The sequence below is a fragment of the uncultured Flavonifractor sp. genome, from assembly GCF_944385615.1.
Lineage (GTDB): Bacteria > Bacillota > Clostridia > Oscillospirales > Oscillospiraceae > Flavonifractor.
On sequence record NZ_CALWXV010000031.1, the window covers coordinates 1 to 14,123 of the forward strand.

The following is a 14,123-nucleotide window of genomic DNA, read 5'->3' on the forward strand; positions in this document are numbered from 1 at the left end:
AGGAGCGTGAGCGCTATGTCGAATAGCATACCCGATATCAGTGAGGTGCTGCTCTTCGACCCCAAGTTTCTGGACCCCAGCCAGCCCACTGGCTTCTGGTTTTGTTCCGACCCGGAGGATGTGCTGGCCATCCAGATCAACGCGGGCTGTCTGCGGACCCTGGGGGACTGGAACACCATCGGCCAGTATGAGTCCTTTTTCCTGCAATTTTGCTATGTGCTGGTGGTGTGTGCCGACCCGGAAAAGCGGGCGGTCATGGTCAAGGAGCTGCGCCACCGCCTCCCCAATGTGATCCTGCTGGCGGTGGAGGACAAGGGGTTCCGCCGCTGCTCCTCGGTGCGGGCGCTGCGGGATACCTACGGCCTGAAGGCTGTGGACCAGATCCTGCTGGATACCGTGGAGATCCCGGCCTATGGCCTGCTGGATTTGGCCGACGTCAAGCAGCCGGACGTGTCCCGCCTGGACAAGGCCCTCTTCGGCATCTCCAATCTGGACCAGGCCACCGGCGGGGCCATCATGGGGGAGCTGTCCGTATGGACCGGCAAGCGGGGGGAGGGAAAGAGCACCCTGCTGGACCAGTTCCTGCTGGAGGCCATTGACCAGGGGTATCCGGTGTGCGCCTATTCCGGGGAGCTGCCCGCCTGGAAGTTTAAATACTGGGCCTCCCTCCAGGCGGCGGGTCCGGACTACCTGACCATGAAGCGGGACAAGCTGAGCGGCCGGGAGATCCCGGAGCCCACCCCCTTTGCCCGGGAGATGATCGACGCGTGGTGGCGGGGCCGCTTTCTGCTCTACGACATCGGTACCAGCACCTACCACGACGCCTCCAACATCCTGCGGGTGTTCCGGTACGCCCACCGGCGCTACGGGGCCAGGGTCTATCTGGTGGACAACCTGATGACCGCCCGCTTCCGGGGGAATGACCGGGATTTCTACCGGGCTCAATCGGAATTTGTAGCCGAGCTGGCCGCCTTTGCCCACGACAACGATGTGCACGTCCATCTGGTGGCCCACCCCCGCAAGACCGAGCGGATCGACGACTCCGATGCCGTGTCCGGCCTTGGGGATATCACCAATCTGGCGGACAATGTGTATGCGCTGGAGAAGGAGTCCCAGGAGGACCGGCAGCAGGATTCGGTGCTCACCATCCTGAAAAACCGGTTCTTTGGGGAGCGCAAGCGGAGCATCGGCCTGAATTTCGAGCCCAGAAGTAAGCGGTTTTACAAGTCGGGCACCGGCAATCCCAAGAAGGCCTATGGATGGGCCCTGAGCGGTCCCCAGCAGTTTGTGGAGCTTCCGGATACTGCCAATGATCCCTTTGCGGAGAAACAGGGACAAGACCGGGGCGGAGGAGGTGGAGCGGCGTGAACGTGGGGGACAAGCTGACCTGGACCCCGTCGGGCTTTGACCATGAAGTCAGCGGCCAGCGGGCGGACAAGGTACGCAAGCTGAGAAGCGTTACCGGAGTGATTGCCTACATACATCCGGCCGGGCGGTTTTACCTGGCCGAGGCCCAGGTGGGCGGGGCTGTGATCCGGGAGTGCTTCCCGATCAATCAATCGAAGTAAGGAGTGTTTGTGCATGAAAACCTTTGCCATTGTGAATCGAAAGGGCGGCGTGGGCAAGACCACCACCGCCGTCAATCTGGCCTATGTGCTGGCCACCAGCCATCACCTGCGGGTGCTGCTGGTGGACGCCGACGGACAGGCCAACGCCACCCAGCTCCTGCTGCCCCCCGGGGAGTACGCTGGGCTGGGGGCCCTGCTGCGGGGGATGGTCCTGTGCTACGACGAACTGACGGTACATACCGACGTGTCCGGCCTGGACGTGCTGCCGGCGGCGGAGGACCTGTGGGCCCTGGACCTGGAGGCCGCCGGCGGAGACCGGGGCCGGTGCTACCGGGCGCTGCGGGATATGCGGGAGGCCATGGAGGAGGACGGGGCCTATGACGTGATGGTCATCGACTGCCCGCCCAACCTGTCCGCCGCCTGTGTGTCCGCCATCCTGGCCAGCAACGCCGTCATCATCCCGGTGCTGTCCGACGCCTGCTCGGCCACCGGCGTGGGGGACCTGGTGGACCAGATCGCCAGCCTGCGGTCCCTTCACCCCGCTCTCCGGGTGGCGGGGGTGCTGGTCAACCAGTGGCACCGCACCCCGGTGGTGGAGAACACCGTGGCCTACCTGCGGGAGGAGGGCTGTGTACCCGTCTACGACACGGTGATCCGCCGCACCGACAAGGTGCCCGAGTCCAGTTGGGCCCGGATGGCGGTGCAGGCGTGGAGCCCCTTCTGCTCGGCGGCCCGGGATTACCGGGCATGGGCGGCAGAGCTGCTGGAAAAGGAGGTCATCCGATATGGGCAAGCCTGACCTGGGGGCGCTCATCGCCCAGACCATGAACCCGCCGCCCCGGGCGCGGAGCATCGAGGTTATTACCGGGGAAATCGTGGAGCTGAAAAAGCAGGCTGGGGAGGCCATTCTGGGCATTGGCCAGCGGCTGATTGAGGCAAAGGAGATGTTGCCCCATGGGGAATGGCTGCCGTGGCTCACCGAGCGGGTAGAGTTCTCCGAGCGGACAGCACAGAACTTCATCCGGCTAGCTCGGGAGTGGTCAAATCCGCAGGCGCTTGCGGATTTGGGGGCGACAAAAGCCCTGACATTGCTGGCGCTGCCGCCGGAGGAGCGGGAGCAATTCATCGAGGACCACAACGTCATCGACATGTCTACCCGCCAGCTGGAGCAGGCCATCAAGGAGCGGGACGAGGCCAGGGCCGCCGCCCAGCGGGCGGAGGCCGACAAGCGCACCGCCGAACAGGCCCGGGCCAAGATGGCCGAGGACATGAAGTTCCTCAATATCCGTTTATCTGGGGCCAAGGAGGATCGGGAGCAGGCTATGCAGGACGTGGCCCGTTTGGAGGCTGAACTGGCTGACCTGAAGGCCCAGCCGGTGGACGTGGCGGTGGAGACGGTGGTGGACCAGGCCGCCATTGAGAAGGCCCGTGCCGAGGCCGTGGCCGAGATGCAGGCCAAGCTGGACAAGGCCAGGGAGAAGCAGAAGAAGGCCGAAGCCCAGCGGCAGGAGGCCCAGGAACAGCTGGAAGCGGCCCGGCGCAAGCTGGAAGAGCAGGCCAAGGCGGAAAAGCAGGAAAACTTGGCCGGGGACAAGGAATGGGCTCAGTTTGAACTACTCTTCAACCAGGCCAAGGATCACGCCAACCAGATGCTGAAACTACTCTTCCATGCGCGGGGCCGGGAGGACCAGGCCACTGCCCAGATCATGGAAAAGGCTCTAATGGCTCTGTCTGAGCAAATTGGGAGGTGTGCGAAGTGAGTACCTGGTATAAGCAGGCGGAGGCCCGGCTGAAGGAGGAATACAAGACTGTCACCGGACACAAGGAGTCCGCCATGAAAAGCGCCGTGCGGGACGCCCTGCTGGAGTTCTGCCGCCAGAATGAGGAATTTGCCCAGGCGGTGGCCCAGGGCGGCTCCTTCCAGGACTGCATGAAGGCGGTGGCCCAGGGTGTGGGAAACTGCATCTCCGATCTGGAGGCCTACCGCCGTGCGGCGGCCTTCTATTTCGACGGGGCAAAGGTCCAGTTCTCCATGTCCATCCAGCTGGAGCCGGCGGAGACCGAGCCGGACCGGAAGGGCATCCTGCTGGACCTGTCCGACTTCTTCTGAGGGGGTGGGCAGGATGTCGAAGTATACGGACCGGGAGCAGGAACTGCTGGACGGCTGGCCCACCGTGACGGCGGAAGATCTCACGCGGATGAATGATCTGTTCCCCCACTACCTGTTTTTCCGCAAAGAGGGGGACCTGATGGGCCTGGGCGGGGTCAGGCTGTACACCTCCTGCTGCGGCCATAAGGAGTACCGGCCCTACCTGCTCCGAACTGAGACGCCGGAGCACCGGGACCTGCTGGACCACCTGAAACACAAAGAATCCTGGACCTGCCCCTGGTGCGGCCGGACCGTGACCGTTATCGACCTGGCCAAGGCCAGAAAGCGGAAGGCCCTGCGCCGGGTGGAACTGACGGTACTCCTCCATGTGCAGGGCGACGCCCTCTGTGCCGACGCCTTGGCCCTGTGGAAGGACTATGCCGATGAGGCGGACCTCACTGCCCGCCCCACCGCCTGGTGCTCCAGCGGCTACCGGTTTACCCAGGGGGAGGTGATGCAGGTGGATCACCAGTGGGATGACAAACATCCCTGTATCACCTACGAGCGGGACAAGCTGGGGCGGCGGAAGCTGGTACAGGAGCCCTTCAAGTTTGGCAGCCTCTCCTGGTATCGCTACGAGGCCTATTCCATTCTCAACCGGGAGGCCCTGGAGGGGCACCCGCTGTTCCGGTACTGCGGCTATTTTGACCTTTGGCAGTACCGGCCAATGGGGCCCCGAGGATATGCCGCCCGCTTCCACGATTTCATTTCCTACCTGACCGCCTACGCCATCTACCCCAGGCAGGTTGAGATGCTGGCCAAGGCGGGGTACTGGGAGCCGCTGAACGATCTCATATACAGCCGCAAGAAGAACGCCGCAGCCATGTGCTGGGAGGAGCCGGACCCCCGCAAATCCTTCCGGCTGAATAAGCGGGAGCTGTCCCTCCTGATGGGGATGCAGCCGCCTATAAAAACCCTGGAAGTACGCAACTATGTGGGGCGGCATTGGGGCGAGACGTGGAGCCTGCCGTTTTGTATGGACTTCTGCAATCTGTGGGGGAACCACTTGGACCCCATGGAGGTCCTCCGGTTTCTGAACCGGTACCGGCTGGACCCGGATCGGTTTCTCCGGTACCTGGGCGGAGAGTTTGACCGGGACCACATCGAGGCGGTCTATTACGCGGATCTGTTTGAGATCTATCGGGACTATCTGAATGGAGCTTACCAGCTGGGCTATTGTCTGGAGCACAGCCGGGTGCTGTGGCCGCCGGAGCTGTTTACCGCCCACGACTTGACCATGGAGCAGCTGGCCCAGCGGCAGGAGGTGAGCCAGGCCCAAAACCGCCGGGCCCGCCGGCTGAAGTACGAGTTTGAGCTGGACGGGTGGAAGATCGTATTCCCCGCCACGGCGGCGGCCATCAAGCGGGAGGGCAAGATGCTGGACCACTGTGTAGGCGGCTATGCCGACCGGCACATGAGAGGGGTCACCACCATCCTGTTCCTGCGCAGGTCCAGCGCCCCCAGCACCCCCTATGTGACCATTGAGATGGACGGCAACCAGATCCGGCAGATCCACGGATACCACAACGACACCCTGCCGGACAGCCCCAAACCCCGGGAGGTCCACAAAGTATTTTTGGACACCTGGCTGCGCTGGCTCCGGGCGGGCAGCAAGCGGAACGAGGACGGCACGCCCAAGCTGCCCAAACGCGCCGGGACCGGGAAGGCAGAGCAAAAAGGAGTTGGTGCGGCGTAGACAAGGACACATCCATTACACGCTCCGGCCCTCTGCCGGGTGAGAGCGTCCGCTCACCCGACCTCTCTTTTCTCTTTCTCTGCCGGAGCACTGCTGATCGGAAGGCCTGCGTCCCTACGCGGGGTAATGGTAGGAAAGGCGGGGCACCCGGCAGAGGGCCGGAACAAAAAAGCACCGCCCGGTGGGGCGGTGCTTGGGGCCGGTTACAGGTCCTCCAGATCGGCGGCGGGGAGATCGTTTTCCACATTGTCCCGGGCCAGATCGGTATCCAATTCCGGGTAGGCATCGGAGGGGATGGGCTTCTCGTGCCAGACCTTCATGTGGGGACCCGAGGTGCCTGCCACAATGGGATTTGCCTTGCTTTTCCCGTGCTTGGCCTTGCCCTGGAGCTCAGGGACAGGGGGCTCTGTGTTGCGGGGCTGGGTGTGGGTCACATCAGGACGTGCCATGCCTTGCTTGGCCATACTATCACCTCAACCGGTAGCGTTCCACAAATGAGAAAAAATAATCGTACCCTTGTGTAAGCCGCCCGCAGGCGGCTGGGAGGCTCAGAACAACTGCTTGACCTCATCGACCATGCGCTGAAGTTCCTCCAAAGTGGCAGGCTGCTGTTTGCGGGCTCGGATCTGAGCCTGGATATAGCCGGGAAGCTGGGCAAAGTAGGCCTCCGCGGCCGGGTCCCGATCAAACAGAACATACATATCGCTGTACGTGGGTTCCATGTGCTTCACCTCCAGGAATAGTTTGCCCACGGACGGTCTGCTTATCAATCAGGAACAAAGACATAAGGGGGAAAAATTATGGGAAAGAAAGAGGTGCGGTGATGGCAAAACGGTTGAAACATATCCGGGCGGGATTGGTCAACTATGACTACCTGGTGGCAGTTCCCTCCAAAGGGGACAGTCCCCGGGTACGGGCGGCCAAACAGGCAGCCTCCACTGCCGCCCAGCAGTGCATGAATCTGAAGAACAGTTGGCGGGAACTGGAACTGAAAGCGGCGGCCAATTTCACGGCCCGGGATTATGTGATTACCTACACCTATGACGACGCCCACCTTCCGGCAGACAAGGGACAGGCCGGAAAGGAACTGCAAAAATACTTCCGCAAGCTGCGGGCGGCGCGGAAGAAGCGGGGCCAGGTGCTGCGCTATGTCTACGTTACAGAGGGCTTTCACGCCAAACAGGCCGCCTCCTTCCTAGGGGAGGATGGGCACCTGGAGGACAGGCGCATCCACCACCATGTACTCCTCAATGCCACCGGGCCGGGGGACTATGACGAACTGCGTTCCCTGTGGCATGGCGGCGGGTATATCCGTATTGAGCCCCTGGACGTCCACTACTACCGGGAACTGGCCAAGTACATGACCAAGGAGGCCAGAGAGTTTGGAAAGCCAAAGGTAGGGGAGCGGACCTGGCGGGGGTCCAGAAATCTCAGAAGCTATGAGGTGGAGTACACCGACATCCCCTCCGACTCCATGACCCTGGCCCCACCCTTCGGCGCGGTGGACTATGAGTCCTTCGGGGAAACCAACCCCTATGGATACGCCCTGTTTGTGGGGGCCAGGTATCTATTATATGGCGAGTCCCAGCCCGGCAAGCTGTCCTATACAGCGGGCCGAAGGCGGCAGGCGGCCTGTCATTTTCCATCTTGAAACCAGTGTTAATAATCGAACACAGGTGTAGAAAAGGAGGCAACCCTCTTGCAAACAAGACAAGAACCGAGTAAACTGGTCAACAAGGACAGACGCGTCATCTGTCCCGTCTGCGGCAGGCCCACCCAGTTCCGGGTGAGACCGGATACCCAGGCCAGGAATTGGCCCATCTGGTGCAAGCACTGCCGGCAGGAAAGTATCGTGAATATCGAAGCGCCTGAGCCAGCGTCCACAGAGACCAGCGCCTGAGCCGATGACCACCCGATGGGGGTGTCGTTGGCTTGGGCGCTTTTTGTTTTGCCCGGAGGTGATAGCCCGTGGCAGGACAGACGTCTGGCCAGCCCGATCCTCTGTGGGTCCTTCCCGGGGAAGAAATTCCTGCGGGGCCGAATGACCCCGGTATTTTCCTGTGAGAAAATCGGTTAAAAATGCGTTGTTACGTTACGAAATTGGAACAAATAGACTGAAATTATACCCCGTAGGGGGTATAACCTGCTCTGTTTGGGCGGGGAAAAGGCGAAATGCAGGGCCGAAAGGGGAGAGCTGTATGGGGGAGCAGGGGAAAAAGCCGGGGAAGGCATCCAGGGCGGAGGTCCTGACTGGAACGGTCCCGGAGTGGGCCACCACGACTGTCATCGCCCAGCTGCTGGGCAAGACGGTCCGCCGGGTGCAGCAGCTCACCCAGGAGGGCATCCTGGAGACCCAGGTGCCGCCCCAGGGGGGCACACGGAAGTACCGCACCTGCGAGACGGTCCAGCGATATCTCAGCCATGTGGCCCAGAAGGCCCAGGAGGCCGGAGACAGCGGCCGGGCGGCCCAGCTGGCCTTGAAGAAGCTGGAAGCCGAGGTGGAGCTGAAGGAGAGCCAGGGCCAGCTGCACCGGCTGAAGACGGCCATCGCCGAGGGGAAGTATCTGCCGGCCCGGCAGGCCACCGAGGATCTGGCGGAGTTTTTGGCCCGGTTCCGGGTCTTTGCCCTCCAGATCCCGCCCCGGATCGCGGGCACTCTGGCGGGCTATACGGACGCCCTGACCGTCCGCACCATGGAGCAGTCCATGCGCAGTGAGGTGGAGGGGATGCTGGCGGCCTTTGTGGACGCCGCCCAACCGGAGGAGGCGCAGGCCCCTTGAAGCAGGCCTATCAGGCGCCGGCTTGGATCTATCAGGCCCTCCAGGTGCTGCGGCCCCGGCCCCGGCTGACCGTCTCCCAGTGGGCCCAGGCCAAGCGCCGGGTCACGTCGGGGGCCATTCCAGGCCCCTGGAACAACAGCGTCACCCCTTATCTAGTGGGCATCATGGATGCCTTTTCTCAGGAGACCGTGGAGGAGATCGTCTTTGCCAAGCCCACTCAGGTGGGGGGCACCGCCGCCATGGAGAACATGATCGGCAGCCTGGTGGACCAGGACCCGGCCCCCACCCTGGTGGTCTATCCCTCTGACGATCTGGCCGAGGCCACGGCGGAGACCCGCCTCATCCCTATGTTCAAAAGCCACCCGGATATGGCGGGGAAGTTCCGGGAGCACGAGAGCAAAAAGCTCCAGCTTAGCTTCCGGGATATGTGGCTCTATCTGACCGGGGCCAACAGCCCGGCGGACCTGTCCAGCAAGCCCATCAAGAATCTGTTCCTGGACGAGGTGGACAAGTATCCGGGGGCCACCAAAAAAGAGGCGGACCCCATCTCCCTGGCCAAGGAGCGCACCAAGACCTTTTTCAACCGAAAGATCTTCATGGCCTCCACCCCCACCCTGCGCACCGGCTACATCTGGAGGGAGAAGGAGGCCGCCGAGGTGGAGTACCACTATTTTGTGCCCTGTCCCCACTGCGGTACCCTGATCGAGCTGAAATTTGCCCAGCTCAAATGGCCGGACAAAGAGCAGGTGCCAGACCCCGCCCAACGGGCGGAGAGGGCCGTCTATGTGTGTCAGGCCTGCGGCAGCGTGCTCACAGACCGGGACAAGGGGCCCATGCTCCAGGCCGGACGGTGGCAGCCGGTGCGGGGGACCAGCAAGCGGCCCAGAAGCGTGGCCTTCTGGCTGAATACCCTCTATTCTCCCTTCACCCCCTTTGTGGAGATCGTGCGGGAGTTCCTGCGCAGCAAGGACGACCCGGATCTGCTCCACAACTTTGTCAACAGCTGGCTGGCGGAGCCCTGGGAGGATACCAAGTTGAAGACCAGCGCCGAGCTGGTGCTGGAGCGCCAGACCGGCCTGCCGGAGTGGGCGCTGCCCCAGTGGACCAAGCTGGTCACCGGGGGGATCGACGTGCAGGAGAACTGCCTGTACTGGACCATCCGGGCCTGGGGCAGCGGGATGACCTCCCAGAATGTGGCCCACGGCCAGGCCCTGTCCATGGCGGAGGTGGAGCGGATCATGAATCTGCCCCTGTACCTGCCGGACGGCCAGCAGAGGGTGGTCAACCTGGCCCTGATGGACAGCGGCGACCAAACCGACCAGGTGTATGAGTTCTGCCTGCGCAATGCCGACTGGGCCCTGCCCTGCAAGGGCACGGCCGCCATGCTGTCCGACTATCGGCTGTCCACGGTGAACAAGGCGGGCAGCAAAGCCTACGGCATGAAGCTGGTGCTGGTGGACGGCGGCAAGTACAAGGATCTGATTGCCGCCCGGATGCGGCGGCAGAACGGTACCGGGGCCTGGATGGTGTACCAGGGCTGCGATTTGGAGTACGCCCAGCAGGTAACGGCGGAGCACAAGGTCACCCAGCGCACCGGGTCCCGGGAGGTGCAGCGGTGGGTGCTGAAAACCTCCCACGGGGACAACCACTATCTGGACTGTGAGGTATACGCCGCCGCGGCGGCCGATGTGCTGGGTGTGCGCACCCTCTTTCTGGAGGAGGAGAGAGTGGCGGAACAGGCGCCCGCCAGAGGTTCTGTCCAGAAGGTTACACAGGAGGAGGCCTGGATTCAGGCCCGGGAAAATTGGCTTTGAGGTGAGCGTATGAGCGAACAAACAGGAACACCGGCCCAACTGCTGGAGCAGGTCAACCAGGCCATCGGGGCGGTGCTGGCCGGCGGGCAGTCTTACACCATCGGCAGCCGTTCCCTGACCCGGGCGGACCTGGCCATGCTGAAGGCCATGCGGGATGATCTGGAGGCCCAGCTGGCCGACGGGGACAGCGGCGGGCTGCTGGGGCGCACTTATGTGGCCTTCTTCGAGGGGCGGTGAGGGACATGGGGATGCTGGAGCAGCTGATCGCCGCCCTGTCCCCCCGGCGGGCCTACGAGCGGGAGCTGTGGCGGCAGGGGCTGGACGGGCTGCGGGGCTACGATGCCGCCAGCCCCGGACGGCTGAACGCCGGGTGGCGGGTCCACAACGAGAGCGCCGAGCTGACCGACCGGCAGAGCCGGGACGTGATCCGGGCCAGGGCCCGGGACCTGGAGCGCAACAGCGACATTGCCCAGGCGGTGCTGTCGGCCTACAAGCGCAACGTGGTGGGGAAGGGGTACACCCTCCGGGCCAGAACGGGGGACGACCAGCTGAACAACCAGATCGAGCGGGTGTGGCGGCAGTGGTGCAAGGCCAGAAACTGCGACGTCACCGGGGAGCAGTCCTTCCACCAGATTCTGCGGATGCTGGTGGAGCGGAAGAAGATCGACGGCGGGATGCTGGTGCTCTTCCGCTACACCAGAGGCGGGGTGGTCCCCTTCAAGCTCCAGGCCCTGGAGGTGGACGAGCTGGACACCACCCGCACCGTCCCTAAGACGGCGGGCAACCGGGTGGTGGGGGGTGTGGAGTACAACCGGTACCGCCGCCCGGTGGGGTACTGGATCCGGCAGTATGACATTGAGGGATGGCAGCTGCTGGAGCCGCTATACCTCCCGGCCAAGGATGTGTTCTTCTGCAAGACCAGGCACCGGCCCAGTCAGCTGCGGGAGATGTCGGACATGGCCCACACCGTCACCCGCATCCGGGATACCAATGAGTTTATCACCGCCGTCTCGGTGAAGGAGCGGATCGCGGCCTGTCTGGCGGTGCTTATCAAAAAGACCCTGCCCACCGGCGGCGTGGGCCGTGGCGGGTACCGGCAGCCCGACGGACAGGTGGACTACAGCGGCAAGCGGCTGGGCCCCGGCATGATTATGGAGATGAACGCCGGGGATGAGGCCCAGATCGTGGAGCCCAAGGGGGCGGCCACCGACGCCACCGCCTTCCTCAAGAGCCAGGAGGGGCTCATCGGCGCAGGCCAGGGCCTCAGCTATGAGGCGGTGAGCCGGGATATGTCGGGGGCCACCTATTCCTCCGCCCGGCAGAACGCCATCGAGGATGAGAGCACCTTTGCCGAGGACGTGGAGCTGGTCACCCAGTTCATGTCGGAGGTCTATGAGCGCTTCGTGCTCTCCGGCTACCTCACCGGCCTGTTTTCCATGCCGGATTTCTGGGAGCGGCAGGCGAACTATTTGGAACACAGCTGGGTGAAGGCCCCGAAGAAGTGGATCGACCCCACCAAGGAGAGCAATGCCAACCGCATTGCTCTGGCGTCGGGGCAGAAGACATACCAGGATATTTGCGCGGAGCAGGGCAAGGACTGGAAGGACGCCGTGGACGAGACGGCGGAAGTGCTGGCCTATGCCCGGGCGCAGGGTATCGAGATGGGAGGGATTTTGTTTGGAAACGGAACGACAGCGGCAGAGCAGAACACCGCCCGGCCAGAGTGACCGGGGCGGGGGTACCCGGTGCATGGGGGCCGTCCAGATCCGTGCCCAGGAGGGGGAGGAGAGCCGCCGCCGGGTGCTGAGCTTTTCCAGTGAGGAGCCGTACCAGCGTTGGTTTGGAATGGAGATCCTGGACCACGCCGACGGGGCGGTGGACCTGGAGCGGCTGAACAGCGTGGGGGTGCTTCTCTTCAACCACAAGACCGACGTAGTGGTGGGCAAGGTGCTCCGGGCCTGGGTGGAGGACCACCGGGGCATGGCTGAGGTGGAGTTTGACTCCGACCAGGAGGCCGACAAGATTTTTGGTAAGGTGCAGTGTGGCACCTTGAAAACCACATCAGTGCGCTATGCGGTGGACAGCTGGGAGGAGGTGGCCCCCGGCAAGACCTCAGCCGACGGGCGGTTTACCGGCCCCTGCCAGATCGCCCGGAAGTGGACGCCTCTGGAGGTGTCCATCGTGTCGGTGCCCGCCGACGCCACCGTGGGGGTGGGCCGGATGGAGGAGGACGCCGGGCCTGTGGGTCTGACCCTGTGCCAGCGGCAGATCCAGATCAACCAAAACAGATTCAGGAGGGAATATACATGACCATTCAGGAGATGATCAAACGTCAGCAGGCCCTGGTGGATGCCGCCCGCCAGGCGGGCCGGGATCTGACGGAGGAGGAGCTGCGGGAGTTCCAGCAGCTGCAGCGGGACCTGGAGGCCCAGCCTGCCTCCGATGAGCGGGCGGCTGTGGAGGCGGAACGCCGGCGGATCTGTGAGATCATGGCTCTGTGCCGCCAGACCGGCATGGACCCGGCGGAGCCCATTCAGAAGGGGGACAGCCTGGATGCGGTGCGGGCGGCCGCCGTGACCTACCTGCTGGAGCACGGCGCGCCCCTGTCCGCCCCTGCCAGAGACAACCAGGGGGACGGCTTCCGCTCCGCGGCGGTGGACTCCATGCTGCTGCGGGCGGGAGTGCCGGTGGAGCGCCCGGCGGAGGGGGCGGACCAGCTGCGGGGGCTGTCCCTGCGGGATCTGGCCATTGAGTGCCTGGCCCGGGACGGCGAGGGTACCCAGGCCAGCCTGCTGCGGATGTCCAGGGATGACCTGTGGAACCTGGCCTGCCGCCAGTTCTTCAACCCCACCGCCGCCTTCCCCGCCATTCTGGACGAGGCCATCCAGAAATCCATTGTCCACCAGTACCAGGCGGTGCCCACCACCTTTGATCTGTGGACCACCAAGGGCAGCGTGTCCGACTTCAAGCCCACCAAGGACCACAGTTACCTGGTGGGCGGGGCCGGGTCCTTCCAGCTGGTGGGGGAGAATGGGGAGCTGAAGCACGACGCCCCCAAGAGCGAGCTGATCCCCCAGCGGAAGATCGACACCTACGGCCGCCAGTTCTCCATGAGCCGCCAGGCCTTTATCAATGACGATGTGGGCTTTCTCACCGAGGTGCCAGGCATGTATGCCGCCAGCGCCAAGCGCACCATCAACAAGCAGGTGTACACCATCCTGATGAGCAATCCCGCCGTCTTTGACGGGGTGGCCCTCTTTGACCCGGCCCACGGCAACCTGATCCAGACCGGCAGCCCCCCGTCGGTGGAGTCCATGCAGAAGCTGATGCTCAAGCTGCTGCTCCAGAAGGACCCCTTCGGGGAGGCCATTACCATCCAGCCCAGAACGGTGGTGGTGCCGGTGGGCTATGGGTTCCTGCTGTCTCAGCTGCTGGAGACCCGGGAGATCGAGGTGAGCGGCATCGGCAGCCACACCGCCAACGCCCTGTACAACTACCGCAATCAGCTGACGGTGGTGGAGGAGGGGACCATCAACGCCCTGGCCGGGTCTGGGGCCGCCCCCTGGTTTATGGTGGGGGACAAGACCCACGCCAAGAGCATCCAGGTGGACTATCTGAACGGACAGGAGGCCCCCACCATCCGCCGCAGCGAGGTGCCCGGCCAGCTGGGTTACGTCTGGGACATCTGGCTGGACTGGGGCATCACGGTGGTGGACTGGCGGGGCATCGCCCGGAACAACGGCGTGCCCCTGACCAATGACTGACAGGAGGGAGACCAAATGAAAGGGATCTATTGGCAGAAGGGTGACACCCTGGACTACACCCCGAAGGAGGCGGTGGAGTATGGCCAGGTGGTGGACCTGACTACCCGGATCGGGGTGGCGGCCAGCGATATTGCCGCGGGTGAGCAGGGACAGCTCCACATGACCGGCGTATTCCAAATGGACAAGGACGGCAGCGAGATTGCTCTGGGGGCCGCCCTGTACTACGACAAGAGCGGGGACCAGATTACCACCACCGCGGAGGGCCACACCCCGGCGGGCTATGCCGCCGCACCGGCCGCCGCCGGAACGGGCACTGTGCTGGTCAAGCTGCTGGGCTGAGGAGGAAACAGAT

At 63.7% G+C, this 14,123-nt stretch carries 17 protein-coding genes; 15 read left to right on the forward strand and 2 right to left on the reverse strand.

The genetic code is table 11. The features are described from left to right. Window positions 1-15: 15 nt before the first annotated feature. Genes Q0J75_RS08780 through Q0J75_RS08805 form a run of 6 tightly spaced genes read left to right on the forward strand, consistent with a single transcriptional unit; the run spans window position 16 to window position 5,413 of the window. Window positions 16-1,368: an AAA family ATPase gene (locus Q0J75_RS08780; RefSeq protein ID WP_297199766.1), complete on the forward strand. Its 1,353-nt coding sequence runs from the start codon at window positions 16-18 to the stop codon at window positions 1,366-1,368. Next, window positions 1,365-1,568 carry a hypothetical protein gene (locus Q0J75_RS08785; RefSeq protein ID WP_297199769.1) on the forward strand — a complete coding sequence of 68 codons (204 nt, stop codon included), beginning with the start codon at window positions 1,365-1,367 and terminating at the stop codon, window positions 1,566-1,568. Before Q0J75_RS08780 ends, Q0J75_RS08785 begins: the two co-directional genes overlap by 4 nt. Before the next feature lie 13 nt (window positions 1,569-1,581). Further along, window positions 1,582-2,367: a ParA family protein gene (locus Q0J75_RS08790; protein ID WP_297199772.1), complete on the forward strand. Its 786-nt coding sequence runs from the start codon at window positions 1,582-1,584 to the stop codon at window positions 2,365-2,367. Then, window positions 2,354-3,328 carry a DUF3102 domain-containing protein gene (locus tag Q0J75_RS08795; RefSeq protein ID WP_297199775.1) on the forward strand — a complete coding sequence of 325 codons (975 nt, stop codon included), beginning with the start codon at window positions 2,354-2,356 and terminating at the stop codon, window positions 3,326-3,328. The genes Q0J75_RS08790 and Q0J75_RS08795 overlap by 14 nt, the downstream gene beginning before the upstream one ends. Then, a complete protein-coding gene (locus tag Q0J75_RS08800) occupies window positions 3,325-3,678 on the forward strand; it encodes a hypothetical protein (RefSeq protein WP_297199778.1) in 354 nt (117 codons plus the stop codon). The genes Q0J75_RS08795 and Q0J75_RS08800 overlap by 4 nt, the downstream gene beginning before the upstream one ends. A gap of 13 nt (window positions 3,679-3,691) precedes the next feature. Then, the gene (locus Q0J75_RS08805; protein ID WP_297199781.1) at window positions 3,692-5,413 is read left to right on the forward strand and encodes a PcfJ domain-containing protein; all 1,722 of its coding nucleotides are present in this window, start codon (window positions 3,692-3,694) and stop codon (window positions 5,411-5,413) included. A 203-nt stretch (window positions 5,414-5,616) separates the two neighbouring features. On the opposite strand, the gene Q0J75_RS08810 is transcribed toward Q0J75_RS08805, so the two are convergent. Then, entirely contained in the window at window positions 5,617-5,877 is a 261-nt protein-coding gene (locus Q0J75_RS08810) for a hypothetical protein (RefSeq protein WP_297199784.1), read from the reverse strand. An 84-nt stretch (window positions 5,878-5,961) separates the two neighbouring features. After that, a complete protein-coding gene (locus Q0J75_RS08815; RefSeq protein ID WP_297199787.1) occupies window positions 5,962-6,135 on the reverse strand; it encodes a hypothetical protein in 174 nt (57 codons plus the stop codon). Window positions 6,136-6,236: 101 nt separating this feature from the next. On the opposite strand from Q0J75_RS08815, the gene Q0J75_RS08820 reads away from it, so the two are divergent. The 9 genes from Q0J75_RS08820 to Q0J75_RS08860 all read left to right on the forward strand — a co-directional run bounded on the left by Q0J75_RS08820 (window position 6,237) and on the right by Q0J75_RS08860 (window position 14,110). After that, on the forward strand, window positions 6,237-7,064 hold the full coding sequence (locus tag Q0J75_RS08820; protein ID WP_297199790.1) for a rolling circle replication-associated protein: 828 nt from the start codon (window positions 6,237-6,239) through the stop codon (window positions 7,062-7,064). Window positions 7,065-7,112: 48 nt separating this feature from the next. After that, window positions 7,113-7,313: a cysteine-rich KTR domain-containing protein gene (locus Q0J75_RS08825; RefSeq protein WP_297199793.1), complete on the forward strand. Its 201-nt coding sequence runs from the start codon at window positions 7,113-7,115 to the stop codon at window positions 7,311-7,313. A 298-nt stretch (window positions 7,314-7,611) separates the two neighbouring features. After that, window positions 7,612-8,193 carry a hypothetical protein gene (locus Q0J75_RS08830; protein WP_297199796.1) on the forward strand — a complete coding sequence of 194 codons (582 nt, stop codon included), beginning with the start codon at window positions 7,612-7,614 and terminating at the stop codon, window positions 8,191-8,193. After that, a complete protein-coding gene (locus Q0J75_RS08835; RefSeq protein ID WP_297199798.1) occupies window positions 8,190-10,007 on the forward strand; it encodes a terminase gpA endonuclease subunit in 1,818 nt (605 codons plus the stop codon). Before Q0J75_RS08830 ends, Q0J75_RS08835 begins: the two co-directional genes overlap by 4 nt. 9 nt (window positions 10,008-10,016) lie before the next feature. Then, on the forward strand, window positions 10,017-10,244 hold the full coding sequence (locus tag Q0J75_RS08840; protein WP_297199801.1) for a peptidylprolyl isomerase: 228 nt from the start codon (window positions 10,017-10,019) through the stop codon (window positions 10,242-10,244). A 5-nt stretch (window positions 10,245-10,249) separates the two neighbouring features. After that, window positions 10,250-11,734, forward strand: a complete 1,485-nt coding sequence (locus tag Q0J75_RS08845; protein ID WP_297199804.1) for a phage portal protein — start codon at window positions 10,250-10,252, stop codon at window positions 11,732-11,734. Then, window positions 11,685-12,317 carry an HK97 family phage prohead protease gene (locus Q0J75_RS08850; protein WP_363315730.1) on the forward strand — a complete coding sequence of 211 codons (633 nt, stop codon included), beginning with the start codon at window positions 11,685-11,687 and terminating at the stop codon, window positions 12,315-12,317. Before Q0J75_RS08845 ends, Q0J75_RS08850 begins: the two co-directional genes overlap by 50 nt. Beyond that, entirely contained in the window at window positions 12,314-13,771 is a 1,458-nt protein-coding gene (locus tag Q0J75_RS08855) for a hypothetical protein (RefSeq protein WP_297199806.1), read from the forward strand. Before Q0J75_RS08850 ends, Q0J75_RS08855 begins: the two co-directional genes overlap by 4 nt. Before the next feature lie 15 nt (window positions 13,772-13,786). Further along, window positions 13,787-14,110, forward strand: coding sequence for a DUF2190 family protein (locus tag Q0J75_RS08860; RefSeq protein ID WP_297199810.1), 324 nt, complete (start codon window positions 13,787-13,789; stop codon window positions 14,108-14,110). Window positions 14,111-14,123: the final 13 nt, after the last annotated feature.

Excerpts from the sequence above, each read along its gene's own strand:
- Q0J75_RS08780 (WP_297199766.1), top strand. The coding sequence starts at position 16 with ATGTCGAATAGCATACCCGATATCAGTGAGGTGCTGCTCTTCGACCCC.
- Q0J75_RS08790 (WP_297199772.1), top strand. The coding sequence starts at position 1,582 with ATGAAAACCTTTGCCATTGTGAATCGAAAGGGCGGCGTGGGCAAGACC.
- Q0J75_RS08795 (WP_297199775.1), top strand. The coding sequence starts at position 2,354 with ATGGGCAAGCCTGACCTGGGGGCGCTCATCGCCCAGACCATGAACCCG.
- Q0J75_RS08805 (WP_297199781.1), top strand. The coding sequence starts at position 3,692 with ATGTCGAAGTATACGGACCGGGAGCAGGAACTGCTGGACGGCTGGCCC.
- Q0J75_RS08810 (WP_297199784.1), bottom strand. The coding sequence starts at position 5,877 with ATGGCCAAGCAAGGCATGGCACGTCCTGATGTGACCCACACCCAGCCC.
- Q0J75_RS08815 (WP_297199787.1), bottom strand. The coding sequence starts at position 6,135 with ATGGAACCCACGTACAGCGATATGTATGTTCTGTTTGATCGGGACCCG.
- Q0J75_RS08820 (WP_297199790.1), top strand. The coding sequence starts at position 6,237 with ATGGCAAAACGGTTGAAACATATCCGGGCGGGATTGGTCAACTATGAC.
- Q0J75_RS08830 (WP_297199796.1), top strand. The coding sequence starts at position 7,612 with ATGGGGGAGCAGGGGAAAAAGCCGGGGAAGGCATCCAGGGCGGAGGTC.
- Q0J75_RS08840 (WP_297199801.1), top strand. The coding sequence starts at position 10,017 with ATGAGCGAACAAACAGGAACACCGGCCCAACTGCTGGAGCAGGTCAAC.
- Q0J75_RS08845 (WP_297199804.1), top strand. The coding sequence starts at position 10,250 with ATGGGGATGCTGGAGCAGCTGATCGCCGCCCTGTCCCCCCGGCGGGCC.
- Q0J75_RS08855 (WP_297199806.1), top strand. The coding sequence starts at position 12,314 with ATGACCATTCAGGAGATGATCAAACGTCAGCAGGCCCTGGTGGATGCC.
- Q0J75_RS08860 (WP_297199810.1), top strand. The coding sequence starts at position 13,787 with ATGAAAGGGATCTATTGGCAGAAGGGTGACACCCTGGACTACACCCCG.